We start from the raw sequence: 17,439 nt of genomic DNA on the forward strand, positions 1-17,439 counted from the left end.
GCTCTTCCCCCGCGAACGCTGACATCGGCGTCGACGCAATTCAGCGCCTGCAAAAAGGGGATGACGAACATGTCCAGCAAGAAAAACCGTGACAACCCGCCGAAAGAGACAAGACCAAAAGCGTCGAAAGGCGCACGGCCGTATAAGGCGCTGCCCAAACCCGGCGAGCGCGCGGCCCTCCTGACCGAGCAGCGCCGCCTGAAAATGGCGCGCTCGCCTCACGCCTACGTGCGCGGCAATACCACCCGCTTCTACGAATGGATCGTCGAGACGAACGGCGACTCGCTGCCGCGCGGCCCGGCGATCTGGATCTGCGGCGATTGCCATACCGGCAATCTCGGCCCCGTCGCGAATCAGGAAGGCAAGGTCGAAGTCCATATCCGCGATCTCGATCAGACCGTGATCGGCAATCCCGCGCACGACCTTATCCGCCTCGGCCTCTCGCTGGCGACCGCGGCACGCGGCTCCTCGCTTTCCGGTCTCACCATCGTGCACATGATGGAAGCGCTCGCAGCGGGCTACGAATCGGCGTTCGGGTCAAAGCACGCGAAGAGCCGGATGTCGGGGCGCCCCGAGCCCGTGCATCTTGCGATGAAAGCGGCCGTACGCCGCTCATGGCAGCACCTGGCCGAGGAGCGCATTGAGGACCTCGAGCCTACGATTCCGCTTGGCAAGCGTTTCTGGCCGCTCACGCGCACCGAGCGCAAGGCAATCGACACGCTCTTTCGCGACGAAGCCATCGCGAGTCTGCCCACGGGCCTGCGCGGCCGCAACGATGCCGGCAAGGTCGAGGTGGTCGACGCGGCGTACTGGGTCAAGGGCTGCAGCTCGCTAGGCAGACTACGCTATGCAGTCCTGCTCGATGTCGACGGCGGTGTGATCGATGGCGACGATCTGTGCCTCATGGACATCAAGGAGGGTGTGAAAGCCGCTGCGCCGCGTTACGAAGACGCATCGATGCCGCGCGACAACGCCGAGCGAGTGGTGGAAGGCGCGCGTCATCTCTCGCCCTTTCTCGGCGAGCGCATGCGGGCGTCCCGCCTGCGCGATCGCGCCGTGGTGATTCGCGAGTTGCTGCCGCAGGATCTCAAACTCGAAATCGACGAACTCGAAGAGGGCGAAGCGCGTAAGGTTGCGTTCTATCTCGCGGCGGTGGTCGGCAACGCGCACGCATGCCAGATGGACCCGCCGACGCGGCGCAGCTGGCTCGCCGAACTCCGGCGCGCTCGCTCGAAGACGATCGACGCGCCCCTGTGGCTCTGGACAAGCATTGTGCAACTGGCGAGCAGCCACGAAGCCGGATATCTCGAGCATTGCCGCCGCTATGCCACTGGCGTGAATTGAGACAGCCTGCCAACGCTCGACCTCATCATCCAGATGCTTCGCATCCCGAACCTCGAATCTTGCCTCCACAGCGTATGCGAGTCGCATAATAGCGCTATCCGCACGCCTCTCGACACGCGCGCTCACGCGCCTCATGCGCCGTCGGTTTGCTGACATCCGGGTTCGCGTCGCCGCCATGGCATGGAGGTTTTCAAATGACACAGGGCAGCTACGACATCGTGATCGCGGGCGGCGGTCTTGGCGGTGCAACGCTTGGCCGTGCACTGGCAGGCGCCGGTGTGCGCACGCTCATTGTCGAACGCGAGACGGCTTTCCGGGACCGCGTGCGCGGCGAGGGCATGATGCCTTGGGGTGTCGTCGAAGCCCGCGCGCTCGGCATCGATCGGCTGCTCTGTGATGACGGTGCGCACGTGGTCCCGCTCTGGAGGCGGTACAGGGGACTGGTGCCAGCCGAAAGCCGCAACCTCGCGGATACCACCCCCGGGCACGCCCCGTGTCTGGACTTCTATCATCCGTCGATGCAGCGCACGCTGCTCGACGCGGCCGAGTCATCGGGGGCCATTGTGCTGCGCGGCGCCGAGGTCGTGCGCGTCGATCCGGGCGATGCGCCGGGCAAGCCGCCGGTCGTCGAGATTCGCACCGATGGCGGCACACGTCGGGTGAAAGCGCGGCTCGTGGTGGGCGCCGACGGACGCAGGTCGACGGTGCGCAGAATAGCCGGCTTCACGCTCGACCAGGATCCCGGGCGGCTGGTCGTGGCGGGGGTGCTCTACGAGGGGCTCGACGCGCCGGAAGATTCGGTTCACCACTTCCAGTCCCCGGCGTTGGGACAGGCCGCACTGATTTTTCCGATCGGGCACCAGCGGTTCAGGTCGTACTTCGTCTCATGGGTCGGGCAGCGCGCGCACCCCATCAGCGGCAGCGGGCATATCCTCGAGTTCCTCGACGCCTGCGTCGATACGGGCGTGCCGCGCGACTGGTTCGAACGCGCGAGTGTCGTTGGCCCGCTCGCGGCGTATCCCGGCGCGGACATCTGGGTCGAGCATCCCTGCAACGGCGGCGTGGTGCTGATCGGCGACGCGGCGGCGGCCAGCGACCCGTCATGGGGATGCGGGCTGTCGCTGACGCTGCGCGACGTGAGGGTACTGCTTGACCGTCTGCTCGCGAGCGATGACTGGGAAGCCGCCGCGCACGCATACGCCTTCGAGCACGACCGCTATTACGGCGCCCTGCACCGCGTACTGGACTGGCTCACCCAGCTGCTGTACGAACGCGGCGCGAGCGCCGACGAGCGCCGCGCCCGCATCCTGCCGTGTTTCGCCATGGAGCCCGATCGCGCGCCCGATCTTCCCGGGCTCGGTCCGGAGACGCCATCGGATGAAGAGGCGCGCCGGCGGTTCTTCGTCGAGGATCGTTTTTTGCCGCACGGCTGATCGCGCGGCGCATGTTCAACGTCGCTCACGTCAGCGGCGAGCCACGCTTACGCGGCACTCGTCGCGATCCTCGCCTTCAGCGCCTCGATGACCGCCCGCACCTTGCCCGACGGGTAGCTCGTCGGCGCAAACACGGCCTGCACACTCAAAGGCACGCCGGACCATTCGGGCAGCAAGCGGACGAGCGCGCCGGACGCAAGATCCGCCCGGGTCGAGAAATCGGTCAGCGCGGCAAAGCCGCCGCCCGCGAGGACCGCCGCGCGCGCCGACGTCGCTGTGTTCACGCTCAGCGCATTCGCGCAGCGCACGCGGCGCACGGCGTTGCCGTGACTGACGCGGCCCGCCGCGAGCCGCCCGGCATCGCGCGTCAACTCGAGCGTCGACGGATGCCGCAGCACGCTCATCGCGATATGCGGCAAGGACGCCAACGCGTTCAGCGACCTCGGCATGCCGTGCCGCGCAACGAACGCGGGGCTCGCGACCAGCCAGCGCACGTAGCTGCCGAGTTTCACCGTGCGGTAGTTCGAGTCCGGCAGATTGCCCAGCCGCACCGCCAGATCGATCCCCTCGCCGATCAGGTCGACGTAGTGATCGGCGCAAACCAGTTCGATGTCGAGTTCCGGATAGATGCCACGCAGATCGACGAGCGCAGGCGCGACGATCTGCGCGCCGTAGTCGACGGGCGCGCTCACCCGCAGCGCGCCGCGTGCGGGCATGGCCTCGTCCGAGACGGCCGCGAGCGCCTCTTCCGTCATCTGCAGGATGCGGCAGCTGGCGTCGTAAAACGCACGGCCCGCATCGGTCACGGAGAGCTGCCGCGTGGTGCGCGTGATGAGGCTCGCGCCGATCTCGCGTTCGAGGCGCTGCATGTGCGCGCTGACCATCGTCTTGGCGATGCCGAGCCGCTCAGCTGCCGCGGTCAGCGACCCCGCTTCGACCACGGCAACGAACACCGCCAGCCGGTTCAGATTCACGTCGCGTACATCGGTCATCGGCGATTGTCCACTTTCGATAGAAAATGAATGCAAGCTTAGCAGTCTTCTCGCGCGCGCAGCCATTGCCTATTCTGAGCGCTCACTGCCGCTTCATCCCGAGGCGCTTTCGTTATGGAGAATGCGATGCCCGCTGTCCGTCCCGCCACGCCGATCCGCCTGTACACCACGCTGCTATCCGGCCACGGACACCGCGTCCGGCTGTTCCTGTCCGTGCTGGACCTGCCGTTCGAGATTGTGCCGGTGGATCTCGCCGCGGGCGAACACCGCCAGCCCGCGTACCTGAAGCTCAATCCGTTCGGCCAAGTGCCAACCATCGTCGACGGCGATACGGTGTTGTTCGATTCGAACGCGATTCTCGTCTATCTGGCCAGGCGTTACGGCGATCCGTCGTGGCTGCCCGACGATCCATCTGGCGCGGCTGCCGTGCAACGCTGGTTGTCGCTCGCAGCCGGTCCGATCGCGTTCGGCCCGTGCGCCGCACGCCTCGTCCACGTATTCAAGCGCGATCTCGATCTGGCGCGAGCCCAGGAAATCGCGCGGACGCTGCTGCCGCTGCTCGATGCCGAACTCGCGCACAAACCGTTCGCCGCGGGCGATCGCGTGACGATCGCCGATATTGCCGCGCATACCTACATCGCGCATGCACCTGAAGGCGGCGTCTCGCTGGAGCCGTATCCGCATCTGCGCGCGTGGCTCGAACGCGTGGCCGCGTTGCCGGGCTTTGTGCCGATGCTATCGACGAAAGCGGGCCTGCTCGCCGCCTGAACGACACTTGCGCGCTAACCACCCGAGGCCGTCATGATCGCTCTCCCCGAACTGAATCCGTACCGCGCCGCCGGGCCGTTTCACGACGGTGAGCGCGAGGCCCAATTGCGCGCGGGCGTGGCCGGCGTTGCACTTGAAAACGGCTCGCGCGGCATTCGCGATTACATGCCGGACCAGCATCGCGCGTTCTTCGCGATGCTGCCGTTCATGGTGTTCGGCGGTGTCGACGCAAGCGGTCAGCCGTGGGCCACGCTGCGCGCGAATACGGTGGGCTTCGTGTCGACGCCGGACAGCCGCACGCTGCGCATCGACGGCGGCGTGCTGCCGGGCGATCCGCTCGAAGGGAGCTGGGTGCCGGGCGCGCGTATCGGCGGGCTCGGCATCCAGCCGCATACCCGGCGGCGCAACCGCGTGAATGGCGTGATCGAAGCGGTCGATGGCGGTGTGGTGACGCTTGCAGTCAAACAGAGCTTCGGCAACTGCGCGAAGTACATCAATGGACGCGAGCCGGCATTCGTCGCCAATGCGCCGACGCACGCGACGGTCGAACATGCGGACGCACTCTCGGAGGAAGACCGCGCGCTGATCGCGCGCGCCGACGTATTTTTCATCGCCACCGCCAATCTCGACGATGCAGCGGGCGCGGCGGGCGGCGCCGATGTGTCGCATCGCGGCGGCATGCCCGGCTTCGTGCGGATCGACGACGCGCACACGCTGACCGCGCCCGACTTCAGCGGCAACAAGTTTTTCAACACGATCGGCAACCTGCTGCGCGATCCGCGCGCGGGGTTGCTGTTCGTCGACTTTGTGCGCGGGGATCTATTGTATCTGGCCGTACGCGCCGAGGTAATCTGGGACGGCCCCGAGATCGCGCAATTCCCGCTGGCACAGCGGCTGGTGCGGTTTCATGTGGCCGAAGTGCGCCGCGTGCGGGAAGCCTTGCCGTTGCGATGGTCGGCGGTCGACTATGCGCCGCAGTTCGCGCAGGCCGCAACGCAATCCTCACCGGCGGCTGCGCCGAAGGAAGCCGACGCGCGCCCGTGGCGCACGCTGCGCGTGGCCGAGGTGCGCGACGAATCCCCAACGATCCGCTCGTTCCATTTCGAACCGGTGGACAGCGAGCCACTCGCCCCGTTCGAAGCTGGGCAGTACCTTCCGCTGCGCATCACCATGCCCGGATCGGACAAGCCGCTCATGCGCACCTATACGCTCTCCGCGGCGCACGATGCCGCGCATCCGGCGCGCTACCGGATCAGCGTGAAGCGCGACGGCGCGGTATCGCGCTGGCTGCATGATCACGCACGCATTGGCTCGCTGATCGAGACGCTGGCGCCGCGCGGATCGTTCAGGCTCGATGCACGCAGCCCGCGCGCGATCGTGCTGGCGGCGGCGGGCATTGGCATCACGCCGATGCTGGCGATGCTCGACGCGGCACTCATGCTCGAACCGCAACGCCGGATCCACGTGTTTCATGGGACGCGCGGCGAGCACGAGAGGCCGTTCGCAGCGGCGCTGCGGGAGATCGAACGCGCGCATCCGAACGTCTCGATGCATCTGTACGACAGCACGGCGCAGCACGACTCGCTCGAAGGCGACCGGCTCGCGGGCCGCGTGAACATCGATGCGTTGCGTCGCTTCCTGCCGTTCGACGACTACGACTTCTACCTGTGCGGCCCCGAAGCGTTCATGCGCGATCTGTACGACGGACTGCGCGCGCTGAATATTACGGACGAGCGGATCCGCTTCGAGGCGTTCGGGCCATCGAGCCTGAAGCGTGCACCTGATCACGCTCCCGTTGCGAGCGAGGCAACGACAGTCAGACCGGTGACCTTCGCGCGCACGGGGAAAACGGCACATTGGGAGCCGCAGCAGGGCTCACTGCTCGATACCGCCGAGCGCTGCGGCGCCGACGCGGTGTCCAGTTGCCGCTCCGGCATGTGCGGGACCTGCACCACGCGCGTGCTCGATGGCGGCGTGGAATACGACGAACCGCCTGAGTTCGACGTCGAGCGGGGTTACGCGCTGATCTGCGTCGGGCGTCCGGCAGCGGGCGGGGTGACGCTGGATCTCTAGCCACCGCTGCCTTCTGCATGCGCACGCAGCCGCGAAGTCGCTCGCACGCACTCGCGTCCAGCGTCAGCTCGGCGCGCGCAGAAGTCGCACGACTTCGTCGTTGAATCTCTCGGGATACTCGATGTTGGAGAGGTGCACCGCCGGGAGCATCAGCAGCCTCGCGCCCGCAATCGCCTTCGCCATTTGCACGCTGTAGCTCGCCGCCGTCACCGTATCGTGCTCGCCGGCAATCACCAGCGTCGGCCGCACGATGCGCGCAAGCGACTCCCTCATATCCGCTTCCTGCCCAGGGCATGAAGAAGGATGTCATCATGCAAGCCCTTGCGTGGGGGCATCTGCCGGACTTCCTGATCGAAGCGGAGTTGCGTAGTGGCGCCTTGAAATCCCTTGCGAGCCGGTCGCTCTCCCGCCATACGGAGACACTGGTTGCCGCGCGGCGCCGCGACGCCTCGCATGGCCCGGTTGCACAGCGATTGTGGGCCTGTCTGCAGGCGAACGCGCCGATGCATCAAGATGTTCTGGCCATCTTGCTGCGCAGTTGGCCAGCCGAAAGCCACAAGGCGGAGATGAGAAAGTAGACGGCGCCGACCGCTGCATAGCCCGCCACTTTGTCGATCGCAGAGGCCAGAGGCGCGCCGCCCTGCACGATGAAAAACACCCCCGCCAATGCCGACTGACCACCGCTTAGAATCATCGCCCATTGCGCGCCGAAGCGCTTCCAGCGACGCACCGCGGTGCCGAGCTGAAGCAACCCGGCAAGGATGGCCCACACGCCAAACACGCCCAGCACCCCATGCGCGCCCAGCTTCAACGCCACAATCACGGCGACCGTCGTCATGATGCTGATGCCGACGTTGACGACTTGTGTACGGTTTTCAGCCGCCCCGCCGCTGCGCAACATGTCGATGTAGTTGGCCAAAGCATCCCATGCCGGATACACGACAAGCAGTGCGGCGATTCTGGCCGGCGAATGCTGCCCGAGCGAGAAAGCCAGTGCGACCCAGGCAGCGGAAAACGCGGTCCGGACAAAGTAATACTGCTTGAGCCAGCTCTCTTCGCGAGTAAGCGTGATATCTGCGTGTCGATCAGCCATGGTAACTCCTGAACAGTTCGTGGCAATGGTGCAAAGGATCGCACTCGCCTCGCTTCTGCGACATCGGTCGAATGACCGACCCTCGCGGGGTCAAATGGCGTTGTGACGTATAGTGTTCGAACGCCTGACGTGCGCTCTGCCTCCCATGCCGATGACCGACGACAAAGCTGGCCTTTTCCCGCTGCGCGTGTTCGATGCCGTGAAAGCACTCGCCTTCATCGGCGATCTGAGCATGGGACAGCCCACCGATCATTCGCCGCGCACCGGATGGCTCGCGGCGCGCCTCGCGCAAGCCACCCGCCTCGACGCGTCGACAATCGACACCGTGCGGGAGACGTCTCTGTTGCGCTGGTCGGGATGCACGGCGAACGCGGCGGGCTTCGCCGACGTTTTCGGCGACGACATCCAAAGCCGCGTCTCGATGCTTGACGGCCGCACAGATTGGGTCACGCCGCTTCAGTCTCGTGGCGGTGCCGCCGCGGTACTCATGCCGCTCGCGCAGACCCACTGCGAAGTGGCGGGCGAAGTGGCGCGCATGCTGGGCCTCCCACTCGCGACCGAAACGGCGTTGCGTCATATCTTCGAAACGTGGGACGGCAACGGTGTGCCCGCGCATCTTGCACGCGAAGCAGTGCCGATGCCGGTGTTCGTCGTCGCGCTTGCCGGAGATCTGGAGATTTTCAGTCGCACCTACGGTGTCGAGCAGGCGCTTGGTCTCATTGCGCAACGCGCCGACACGCGCTATCCACTGCGGCTGGTCGAGACCGCGCAGCGCGGTGCGCCCCTTTGGCTCGCGGAACTGGAACGTGCGTCAGCCGCCGAACTCGACGCTGCGCTGACGACATCGCCTATGCAGCAGGCAACCTCGGCGGAGTTGATCGCAGACGTCATCGACCTCAAGCTGCCCTGGATGACCGGCTTCTCGCGCGCGGTCGCGGCGGCGGCCGCCCGGTGTTGCGAACGTCTCACGACGGACCAGGCCGCGCACGAACGCGTCTATCGCGCAGGATTGATTCACGGGATTGGGCGGGCGGCGGTGCCGAACGGCATCTGGAATCTGAGCGCGCGTTTGCCCGAAAGTGCCTGGGAGAAGGTGCGCCTCGTGCCCTACTGGACGTCGCGTGCAGGCAGACAGGCCGGCGCGCTCGGAGATGCGGCCGAACTCGCATCGTATGCGTATGAACGGTTGGACGGCTCGGGTTATTTTCGCGGGGCGCGCGACCAGGCCATGACTTTGGAGGCGCGCGTGCTGGCTGCGTCGGTGGCGTGGGTCGCGTTGCGCTCGGCGCGCCCGTGGCGAGCCGCGCTTTCCGGCGACGCAGCCGCGCAACAACTGCGCGACGAAGTCACAAGCGGCCGGCTGAGCAGCGAAGCGGTCGATGCGCTGCTGGCCGAAGGCGCGGTCGCCGTCAGGCGCCCAATGAACAGCACGCCGCAGCGCGCGCCGCTAACGCCGCGCGAAATCGACGTGCTGCGTGCCATCTCGCGCGGTGCAAGCAACAAGGAAGCCGCGCGAGAATTGGCGCTGAGTCCGAGCACAGTACGCACGCACATCGAAAGCGTGTTTCGCAAGTTCGAATGCTCCAGCCGCGCGGCAGCAACGCTCAAGGCATCGGCAATGGGCTTGCTTTAGAAAGCATCCCGATCCGTTCTGGAAGAAAACACCGCGCGTTGCCGTGTCCGGTGGCAGCAACGCGCTGCGGCTATGCAAGTTAATGGTGTTTTCGCTGATTTATTGGTGGTCTCTCACGCTTCCCGAATTATTTGGTGGTCTCTCACGCCGCCCGAACTTGTTTGATTTCCTCTGCTCCCCCGAATCAGGCATGACTCAGTCTATTTCTTGTCCCCCGGCTCTGGCCGTGAACCGATCCAGCAAACACTGCAGCCGACGCTCCTGAATGTGCAGAATCCCCGGTGTGGAACGGAGCTCGAGCACGCGGGAGTGCCAATAGCTCGCACCGAAAATCGCCATCGCCCTGTCCGCGATAATCGCGCTTTCGAGGTGAGCAATGGCTGTGTCGAGAGTGTGGACAGTGTAGGGACTGGGAGGTCGCCGTGCTGTCTCCGTCTTTGTCTGAATCGTTTTCTCGCGCCCTGCGCGCTTGCCCCCCGCCTGGCTATCGGGTTCCTGCGCAAGCAGGGATTGCAGACGCTGCTCATCGAGCGCGTCGTACCGGATGGCGTTGTCTTGCATCGCACGGTCTCCTCGTCGGCGATCGCTCACCAATTACCGTCGAGCAAGTTCCGGTGCTCGCTGATGATGACCCTCGGGCCCGGATTGTCGTGATTGACAAGGGTCGCATCGGTGCAGACGGAGGGCGTCGCCGCAGCGCCACGCCGGTGGCGTGCGACCGACTCCAGCAGGCTCAACGTGATGCAGAAACTCCGGTCGATCTGCTCCGTCCAGCACTTCTGGTCATAGGCGGCCAGGGCCTGCACGAAGACGTCGTAGATCTGGTCCGGGAATGTCACGCCGCTCGACTCGATGCGGACCATGAGCGCCCTTGCCCGAAGCAGCTCCGCCAGAATCGTTGCGTCCGGCTGCGTCGCCGGTTCAGGCTCCGGCTTGCAAGGGCGTGCGCGGGTTTCGTCATCCGACGCGAAGCGGAAAATGTTCAACAGGCTTTTGAAGTCGGGATGCGGCGTATGCATGGTGGAGTCCCTCATCGTCCGAACTGCAGCGACTCCATCCTGCGCGTCCCGGGGCGCTGGCAAAACCGGCCATGCCGGGGGGAAAACGCCCCCAGAAGACGGCCCCAGAAGCGTCCCCCGCTTTGGGGGGATCGCAACCTGAAGGAATGCGGGTACAGTGATCCCGACTAGAGAGGCGCCCGATGGACAACCTGTATTTCCGCCACGTACTGCTCGTCGAAGACGAGGGCTTGACGCGTATCGCGATGAAGAGCCTGATCCTGACCTCGGAACCGACGCTCGACATCGATGAGGCCGGCTCGTACGACGCGGCTGTCGAGCGACTGCAGAACAAGACCTACGACCTGGTCTTTCTCGACTACCAGATCGGGGACAATCACACCGGGCTTGATTTGCTGCGCTGGCTGCAGGAGAACGAGCGCGCGGCGCATGTGGTCATGCTGTCCGCGCAGGACGACCGCGAGACCGTGCTGGACTGCATCAAGAATGGCGCCGGCGGCTTCATCTCGAAGGCCAGCGAGGAAGGCGGCGCGGTGTTCCGGGAAGCCCTGCAGACGATCCTGAATGGTCGGGTCTACCTGCCCAACAGCGTACTCGGCAAGGGCGGCCATACCCCGCAGTCTCCGGGCCCGAGCAAGGCCATTCCGATCGACTCGCTGAACCTGCCGCCGCGCCTCGCGCAGACCCTGGGTTTTCTCCTGCAGGGCATGTCGAACAAGGCCATCGCGCGAAAGATGAATATCTCGGAGAACACCGCGAAGGAGTACATCAGCGATCTGCTGAGCCGCTTTAACGTATCGCGGCGCACGTTCCTGATCGTCGAAATGGCGCGCCGCGGCATCGAGATTCCCACCGTTGCGCACGCCCCCGCGGTCTAGGTCGCCCGGGCCGATGCCTCTGTCAATTCGAGCATGCGCGCAATCAGCAGGTCGGGAGCCAACGGCTTGCTGAGCACGCAGCGCTCGGGCAACACGCCCTCCGTGCTTGCCACGGCTTCCCCCGTCACCACGAGACACGGCACGGGCCGCGCAACGTGCTCGCCCAGGAGGCGGATGACGTCGTGTGCGGTCGAATTCTCCGGCAGCCGGTAGTCGCTGATCACCAGGTCCGGCACGCGCTCGATTGTCTGCAACAGTTCGTCGAGTTCCGCTGCGGAGCGAACCGAATCGCACAGCACTCCCCAGCGTGCAAACAACGCCTCCATCGAGGCGCGCACCAGGCTGTCGTCCTCGACCAGCAACACGTAGAGACCGCGCAGCGACGACGGTGACGGCGACGCCGCCGCATCGGCGGGCGATATCGCGGCCTCCCCGTGCGCGAATTGATCCGCCACCGGCATGCGCACCGAGAAGCGCGACCCGTGACCCTCGATCGACTTGAGTTCGAGACGATGTCCCTCGAGCAGGGACACCACCGCATTCACGATCGACAGACCGAGTCCGAGCCCTTTCTCACGGTCCCGCTCCGGGTTGCCGAGCTGGACGAACGGCTGGAAGATCGCGTCCCAATGCTCCGACGCGATGCCGATGCCGTTATCGAGCACGTCGAGCCGCACATAATTAGGCATACGTACCAAACCCACGAGCACCGTGGAGCGGCCCGCTTTCGACGGATCCGAATATTTGATGCCGTTCGCAATGAGGTTGCTCAGCACGCGGGGAATCCAGTCGGCGTCGGTGCGTACCCATGCGGGTTTTTGCAGCGCCTTCGCATAGCGCAGCACAACGCCGCGGCTCGCAGCGAACGACGCGAGCTGCTCGACCGCCTCCTCGGTCACGCGGCTCAGGTCGACGCTCGTATAGGTCGGGTTGACGTGCCCCGATTCGAGCTTCGACAGGTCGAGCACCGCGTTGAACAGACGCGCCGTCAATACCGACGCCTTGCGCGCTTCGCCGATCAGCTTGCCCGACGCTTCGATGTCGCGCGCTTCCAGCGCTTCGTCTGCCGCCGCAAGAAACAGGTTCAGCGCATGCATGGGCTGGCGCAGGTCGTGCGCGGCCGCGGCCAGAAAGCGCGATTTCGCCCGGCTCGCCTGCTCCGCGGCTTCGCGCTGCTGCTCGCGCAACGCAATCAGGGCTTCCGATTTGGTCTGCTGGTCGCGCCGAGCGCGCTCGAGGTCATGGTGCTTTTGCGCGAGTTCGGCGTTCGCGCTTTGCAGCGCGGCGTTGCTCTGGGCAAGAGCCTGGACGGCAACATACCGGTCACGCACATGCCGCTCGGCATTCACGTTGACGCTGTGCCCGAGCACGGCGACGTTCAACAGATAGAACATGCCCGCGGCGAAGTTGTCGGGCTCGACCGCCTGAGTGACCAGTTGCGCCATCACGATCACGGCAATCACGCACGCGGTCAGCATGAGCGTCGCCTTGGCCCGCAGGCGCAGAAAACCGAACAGATAAAAGAGAATTAAATAAAACCCGACAAAAAAATGGGTGAAATTGAATGGGCGCGGGGCAAGGACCGTTTGCATCAACAGGCAAAAGCACATGAACGCCAGGCCCGACAGCAGGATCCAGTGTGCAACCTTGTCCCGATGAAATTCGAGCTTGAAGGCCAGCACAATGCCGACGGTCGCGCCGAGCGCACCGGCGCACCGGAACGCGAACACCACTGGGAAGTACGGCCGGAACACCGGACTGGTCTGCGCAAGGCTGAATTCCCAGAAGCCGAAACACACCCAGATCAGGGTTCCGAGCACCAGCGCAGCACGGCGAAAGTCGGCAAAACGCCGGCCATACTCCTCCGTAAATTCCCGTTCGACCTGCGGATCCTCGAAGCGGGCGGGCCAGCAAAGCATATCGACCAGCCATGCGCGAACCGCGCTGGGCGCATGCGAGCGTTTGAGGAATGCCGATTCCGTCGCCGATTGAAACCTGAATATGCTCATCGCATCTCGCCGGTATGCTCGCTGGCTAACGAAGCAGGAAGCACGTCTCGTGCTTAGGCGTGCCAATCCATTCTAGTCGGTCACAGCCTGCCCCGCCCGCTTCCCCGCCGGAAGCGAGGATATCTTACGCCAGGCCGTCCATAAGAGATGTCATATAACATGGTGTTCGGCGCTCGCCGATCCGGTATCGCGGCGGCTCTTTCCAGGCAACCTGCATACTTCGCATTCCTGCTTAATTTGGACGAAGTACACCTATGCCGGATCGAGGCGTTCCTTCCCTGTGCGAAGTGGCGAGCCTCCTCTGCCAATCCACGCATTAATCTATTTCCCGTTTTGAACAGCATTCATCATATGTTTCGGGCGCAACGAACGTAATGTCATGATTAAGCTGCAAAAGTTGCCATACGCGAGGTTGTGCCAATCACACGAAAATGACGCTGGGATGGCCAAAAAACTTTCAATTTCCTTTTTATTTAACGAAATTGAAACGGTGTTTTATCGTCATAAATGCGATCGTGTCATGTTTTCCCTCTAATATCTGTCGCGACGTTTTCACGCAGCCTAGCCTGGAGAACAATATGGATCTGGCAAGAATCCGTCGCGATGCGTTCGCGATGCCCATGCACAACCCCGCGTATCCGCGGCCGCCGTTTCGCTTCGTCAATCGCGAATATTTCATCATCACGTACGAGACCGATCCCGATGCGCTGCGCGCCATCGTGCCGGAGCCGCTCAAGCCGGAAAACAATCTCGTGCATTACGAATTCATCCGCATGCCCGACTCGTCGGGTTTTGGCGACTACACCGAAAGCGGACAGGTGATTTCCGTACGCGACCCGCAAGGCCGCCTCGCGAATTACACCCATTCGATGTATCTCGACGACGAAGGCCCGATTGCCGGCGGCCGTGAAATCTGGGGCTTCCCGAAGAAGCTCGCGCGCCCCGTGCTCGCAGTCGATGGCAACGACACGCTGCTCGGCACGCTCGATTACGGCACGCAGCGCATCGCGACCGGCACGATGGGCTACAAGCATCACGTGCTCAACAGCGAAGACGAGCGCCGCAAGCTCGCCGACACGCCCAACTACCTTCTCAAGATCATTCCGCATGTGGACGGCACGGCGCGCATCTGCGAGCTCGTGCGCTTCTATCTGCGCGACGTGACGGTGCGAGGCGCATGGAGCGGGCCGGCCGCGATCGAGCTGCATCCGCATGCGCTCGCGCCCGTCGCCGATCTGCCGGTGCGCCGCGTGGTGGGTGCACGTCACGTCATTGCGGACCTCACGCTCGATATCGGCGAGGTCGCCTTCGACTATCTCGCCGCGACATCGAGCCACGACGCGGCTCTGGGCGAACCCGAAGCCGAGCTCGCCTGATCTGTTTATCACTCGCTTTTAGTAAGGAATACGCATGTCTTTGAAAGATAAGGTTGCAGTCATCACGGGCGCCGCGAGCGGCATTGGCGAACATTGCGCGCGCATGTTCGCGAGCCAGGGTGCGGCGGTCGTGATCGCCGACCTCAATCTCGCGAACGCCGGAAAGGTGGCGGACAGCATCGTAGCCGCGGGCGGCAAGGCCCTTGCCGTTGCGATGGATGTCACCAACGAGGAAGCCGTGAATGCGGGAATCGACGAAGCGGCGAAAGCGTTCGGCGGGATCGACGTGCTCGTGTCGAACGCGGGCATCCAGATCATCAGCCCGGTGGACGAGTTCCCGTTTGCCGACTGGAAGAAGATGCTCGCGATCCATCTCGACGGCGCGTTTCTCACCACCAAGGCCGCGCTCAAGCATATGTACGGCAGCGGCAAGGGCGGCTCGATCGTCTACATGGGATCGGTCCACTCGCACGAGGCGTCGAAGCTCAAGGCGGCCTATGTCACGGCGAAGCACGGTTTGCTCGGCCTGGCCCGCGTCGTGGCGAAGGAAGGCGGTCCGCGCGGCGTGCGCGCCAACGTCGTGTGCCCGGGTTTCGTGCGTACGCCGCTCGTCGACAAGCAGATCCCCGAGCAGGCCAAGGCGCTCGGCATTTCCGAAGCCGACGTCGTCAAGAACGTGATGCTTAAGGACACCGTGGACGGCGAGTTCACCTCGCTCGACGACGTGGCTAACACGGTCGCGTTCCTCGCGGGCTTCGGGTCGCAGGCGTTGACGGGCCAGTCGGTGCTCGTCACGCACGGCTGGTCGATGCACTAAGCAACCAACGAACGAACGGAGAACGTATGCGCAGCAGCAATCTAACCGCCCGCACGGAGCGCAAGCCCTTTGAGCTGCCGCGCTACGATGAAATCGCCCTTGTTTTGCAGGGCGGCGGCGCGCTCGGGTCTTATCAGGCCGGCGTGTTCGAAGGGCTCGCGCAGGCCGGGGTCGAACCGCATCGCATTGCGGGCGTGTCGATCGGCGCGCTCAACACGGCGATTATTGCGGGCAACGAGCCCGCGCGGCGCGTCGAAGCGCTGCGTGGTTTCTGGGAGTCGATCTGCCATCCACTCGACTGGTTCGGGAACCTCGGCGCGCTCGCCATGCCGCTGTTCAGCCATCAGGAATTGTCGCGCCGTTGGGCCAGCATGTGGGCCGCGGGTCGCGCACTCACCGAAGGCCAGCCGGGGTTTTTCGCCCCGCGCCGCCCGCTGCCGGTCGCGGGCTGGCAGAAGGCGATGCCGAGTGCGGTGAGCTACTACGACACCGCCGCGCTGAAGTCGACGCTGCAACGTTTCGCCGATTTCGACCGTATCAACGACGGCCCGATCCGGGTGTCGGTGGGTGCCGTGAACGTGCGCAGCGGCAATCTCGTCTATTTCGACAACGCCAAAATGCGGCTCGAGCCCGAGCACTTCATGGCATCGGGCGCGCTGCCGCCTGGTTTTCCGGCCGTGGAAATCGAAGGCGAGTACTACTGGGACGGCGGCCTGGTGTCGAACACACCGCTCACGGAGGTGCTGCGTGACGCGGACCACAAGGACACGCTCGTTTTCCAGGTCGATCTATGGAGCGCGAGCGGCAACGTGCCCGCGGATTTCCTGGACGTGGCCGAGCGCGCCAAGGACATTCAATATTCGAGCCGCACGCGCGCCATCACCAACATGCTTGCCGATCGGCAAAAGCACGCGCGCTTTATCAAGGAACTCCTCGAGCACGTGCCCGCCGAGGCGCGCCGCAGCGATCCCCTCTTCGGGCTCGCCGAGAAGGTGGCCGATGGTTCGTCGATCAATGTGGTCCATCTGATCTACAAGAACAAGCCTTACGAAGGGCATTACAAGGACTACGAATTCAGCGCCGACACCATGCAAGAGCACTGGTCGAGCGGCGTCGAAGACATTCGCGCGTCGTTTGCGCAACCGGACTGGTTCGCGATCCCGAGCCGCGAGCAAGGCTTCGTCACGCACGACATCCATCGGCGCGCGGGAGAAGTGCCCGAATCGGATCGCGCCGAGCTGAGCGCCGGCGCATCCGGACAGGTGGATCTGACCCGCAAGGTCGCGTAGGGGTAGAAATGTTAGTGGAGATATCAACCTCCTACGATTGACGAGAGGCCGCTCTGCCCAAAAGGTGGAGTGGAGCCTCGATGTGCGCCGCCAGGTCGCAGACATCAAGCCGCTGAAATCCTATCCTTGCAGTTGTCCGAGTACCAATTGCACAGGAGCCGCAGCGTGGAAAACATCAAGCCCTTCCGCCCCGGATCGAAGGCGATACCGTCTTTCCACCTCGCACACGTTCGCTCCCTGATTAGGTGTCCCGGCACGGGTGGCAACGCAATCGATCCGGCTCCGAATAACACGGCGCCCACCTGCGAGGCGCGCGTCGCCGGTCAAGTGACCGTTCTCCTGCCCAGTGGAAACGTGAGTCGCGCCCTTGCCTTCCAGTCCCCGGCTTGCGACGAAGTCCCTTCGCACCGCCTCGCACACGGTGTCCTGGATGGGACCACCTACTGGTTTCGCTGTTCCGACGCTCCGGACGTGCGTGGCGATTCGCCCTGTTTCCGGGCGTACTTCGCGCGCGAGGGCGCGTGGTTCTTCTTCTACACCCAGGACTGCGCGCTGCCGTTCGGCTCGGAGGTCAGCTTCTCCGAAGGCAGCCATCGGGCCGATATGGAGCGTTGCGAGTGCGGCTTGAGGCGAAGACATAGGCGCGCGCTTGAGGGTTTTCCTTGACGCCGGGCCCGGCAACATCGCCAATGGTTGACCGACGGCGGACGTGCTA

At 64.5% G+C, this 17,439-nt stretch carries 16 protein-coding genes; 10 read left to right on the forward strand and 6 right to left on the reverse strand.

All coding sequences use genetic code 11. From position 1 onward, the window contains the following. Window positions 1-69 precede the first annotated feature (69 nt). Both M3I56_RS14660 and M3I56_RS14665 read left to right on the forward strand, forming a co-directional pair. Window positions 70-1,344 carry a DUF2252 family protein gene (locus tag M3I56_RS14660; RefSeq protein WP_254354560.1) on the forward strand — a complete coding sequence of 425 codons (1,275 nt, stop codon included), beginning with the start codon at window positions 70-72 and terminating at the stop codon, window positions 1,342-1,344. Between the two features lie 194 nt (window positions 1,345-1,538). Then, entirely contained in the window at window positions 1,539-2,777 is a 1,239-nt protein-coding gene (locus tag M3I56_RS14665; protein ID WP_254354561.1) for an NAD(P)/FAD-dependent oxidoreductase, read from the forward strand. A gap of 47 nt (window positions 2,778-2,824) precedes the next feature. On the opposite strand, the gene M3I56_RS14670 is transcribed toward M3I56_RS14665, so the two are convergent. Next, window positions 2,825-3,769: a LysR family transcriptional regulator gene (locus M3I56_RS14670; protein WP_254354562.1), complete on the reverse strand. Its 945-nt coding sequence runs from the start codon at window positions 3,767-3,769 to the stop codon at window positions 2,825-2,827. A gap of 126 nt (window positions 3,770-3,895) precedes the next feature. Between M3I56_RS14670 and M3I56_RS14675 the strand changes: the two genes are divergently transcribed. Continuing rightward, window positions 3,896-4,537, forward strand: a complete 642-nt coding sequence (locus M3I56_RS14675; protein ID WP_254354563.1) for a glutathione S-transferase family protein — start codon at window positions 3,896-3,898, stop codon at window positions 4,535-4,537. 33 nt (window positions 4,538-4,570) lie between these two features. Continuing rightward, window positions 4,571-6,610 (forward strand): pyridoxamine 5'-phosphate oxidase family protein, encoded by a 2,040-nt coding sequence (locus M3I56_RS14680; RefSeq protein ID WP_254354564.1) that lies wholly within the window; start codon window positions 4,571-4,573, stop codon window positions 6,608-6,610. Window positions 6,611-6,673: 63 nt separating this feature from the next. On the opposite strand, the gene M3I56_RS14685 is transcribed toward M3I56_RS14680, so the two are convergent. Then, complete coding sequence (locus M3I56_RS14685) at window positions 6,674-6,883, reverse strand: alpha/beta fold hydrolase (protein WP_254354565.1); 210 nt, start codon at window positions 6,881-6,883, stop codon at window positions 6,674-6,676. A 235-nt stretch (window positions 6,884-7,118) separates the two neighbouring features. Continuing rightward, entirely contained in the window at window positions 7,119-7,703 is a 585-nt protein-coding gene (locus M3I56_RS14690) for a DUF308 domain-containing protein (protein ID WP_254354566.1), read from the reverse strand. Window positions 7,704-7,854: 151 nt separating this feature from the next. Here M3I56_RS14690 and M3I56_RS14695 point away from each other — a divergent pair, with 151 nt between their 5' ends. Then, complete coding sequence (locus M3I56_RS14695; protein ID WP_254354567.1) at window positions 7,855-9,336, forward strand: HD domain-containing phosphohydrolase; 1,482 nt, start codon at window positions 7,855-7,857, stop codon at window positions 9,334-9,336. Between the two features lie 195 nt (window positions 9,337-9,531). Here the strand turns inward: M3I56_RS14695 and M3I56_RS14700 are convergent, their stop codons facing one another. Together M3I56_RS14700 and M3I56_RS14705 are read right to left on the reverse strand one after the other, a co-directional pair. Beyond that, a complete protein-coding gene (locus M3I56_RS14700; RefSeq protein WP_254354568.1) occupies window positions 9,532-9,897 on the reverse strand; it encodes a hypothetical protein in 366 nt (121 codons plus the stop codon). Window positions 9,898-9,923: 26 nt separating this feature from the next. Continuing rightward, entirely contained in the window at window positions 9,924-10,355 is a 432-nt protein-coding gene (locus tag M3I56_RS14705; protein ID WP_254354569.1) for a hypothetical protein, read from the reverse strand. 182 nt (window positions 10,356-10,537) lie between these two features. Between M3I56_RS14705 and M3I56_RS14710 the strand changes: the two genes are divergently transcribed. Further along, on the forward strand, window positions 10,538-11,233 hold the full coding sequence (locus M3I56_RS14710) for a response regulator transcription factor (protein WP_254354570.1): 696 nt from the start codon (window positions 10,538-10,540) through the stop codon (window positions 11,231-11,233). On the opposite strand, the gene M3I56_RS14715 is transcribed toward M3I56_RS14710, so the two are convergent. Then, the gene (locus M3I56_RS14715) at window positions 11,230-13,242 is read right to left on the reverse strand and encodes a hybrid sensor histidine kinase/response regulator (protein WP_254354571.1); all 2,013 of its coding nucleotides are present in this window, start codon (window positions 13,240-13,242) and stop codon (window positions 11,230-11,232) included. The genes M3I56_RS14710 and M3I56_RS14715 overlap by 4 nt on opposite strands. 578 nt (window positions 13,243-13,820) lie before the next feature. Here M3I56_RS14715 and M3I56_RS14720 point away from each other — a divergent pair. The 4 genes from M3I56_RS14720 to M3I56_RS14735 all read left to right on the forward strand — a co-directional run bounded on the left by M3I56_RS14720 (window position 13,821) and on the right by M3I56_RS14735 (window position 17,390). Beyond that, entirely contained in the window at window positions 13,821-14,618 is a 798-nt protein-coding gene (locus M3I56_RS14720; RefSeq protein ID WP_254354572.1) for an acetoacetate decarboxylase, read from the forward strand. Window positions 14,619-14,652: 34 nt separating this feature from the next. Next, window positions 14,653-15,435 (forward strand): 3-hydroxybutyrate dehydrogenase, encoded by a 783-nt coding sequence (locus M3I56_RS14725; protein ID WP_254354573.1) that lies wholly within the window; start codon window positions 14,653-14,655, stop codon window positions 15,433-15,435. 26 nt (window positions 15,436-15,461) lie between these two features. Next, window positions 15,462-16,724 (forward strand): patatin-like phospholipase family protein, encoded by a 1,263-nt coding sequence (locus M3I56_RS14730; RefSeq protein ID WP_254354574.1) that lies wholly within the window; start codon window positions 15,462-15,464, stop codon window positions 16,722-16,724. A 165-nt stretch (window positions 16,725-16,889) separates the two neighbouring features. Next, window positions 16,890-17,390 carry a hypothetical protein gene (locus M3I56_RS14735; protein WP_254354575.1) on the forward strand — a complete coding sequence of 167 codons (501 nt, stop codon included), beginning with the start codon at window positions 16,890-16,892 and terminating at the stop codon, window positions 17,388-17,390. The last annotated feature ends 49 nt before the right edge of the window (window positions 17,391-17,439 follow it).

The sequence above is a fragment of the Paraburkholderia sp. CNPSo 3281 genome (genome assembly GCF_024206515.1).
GTDB lineage: Bacteria > Pseudomonadota > Gammaproteobacteria > Burkholderiales > Burkholderiaceae > Paraburkholderia > Paraburkholderia nodosa.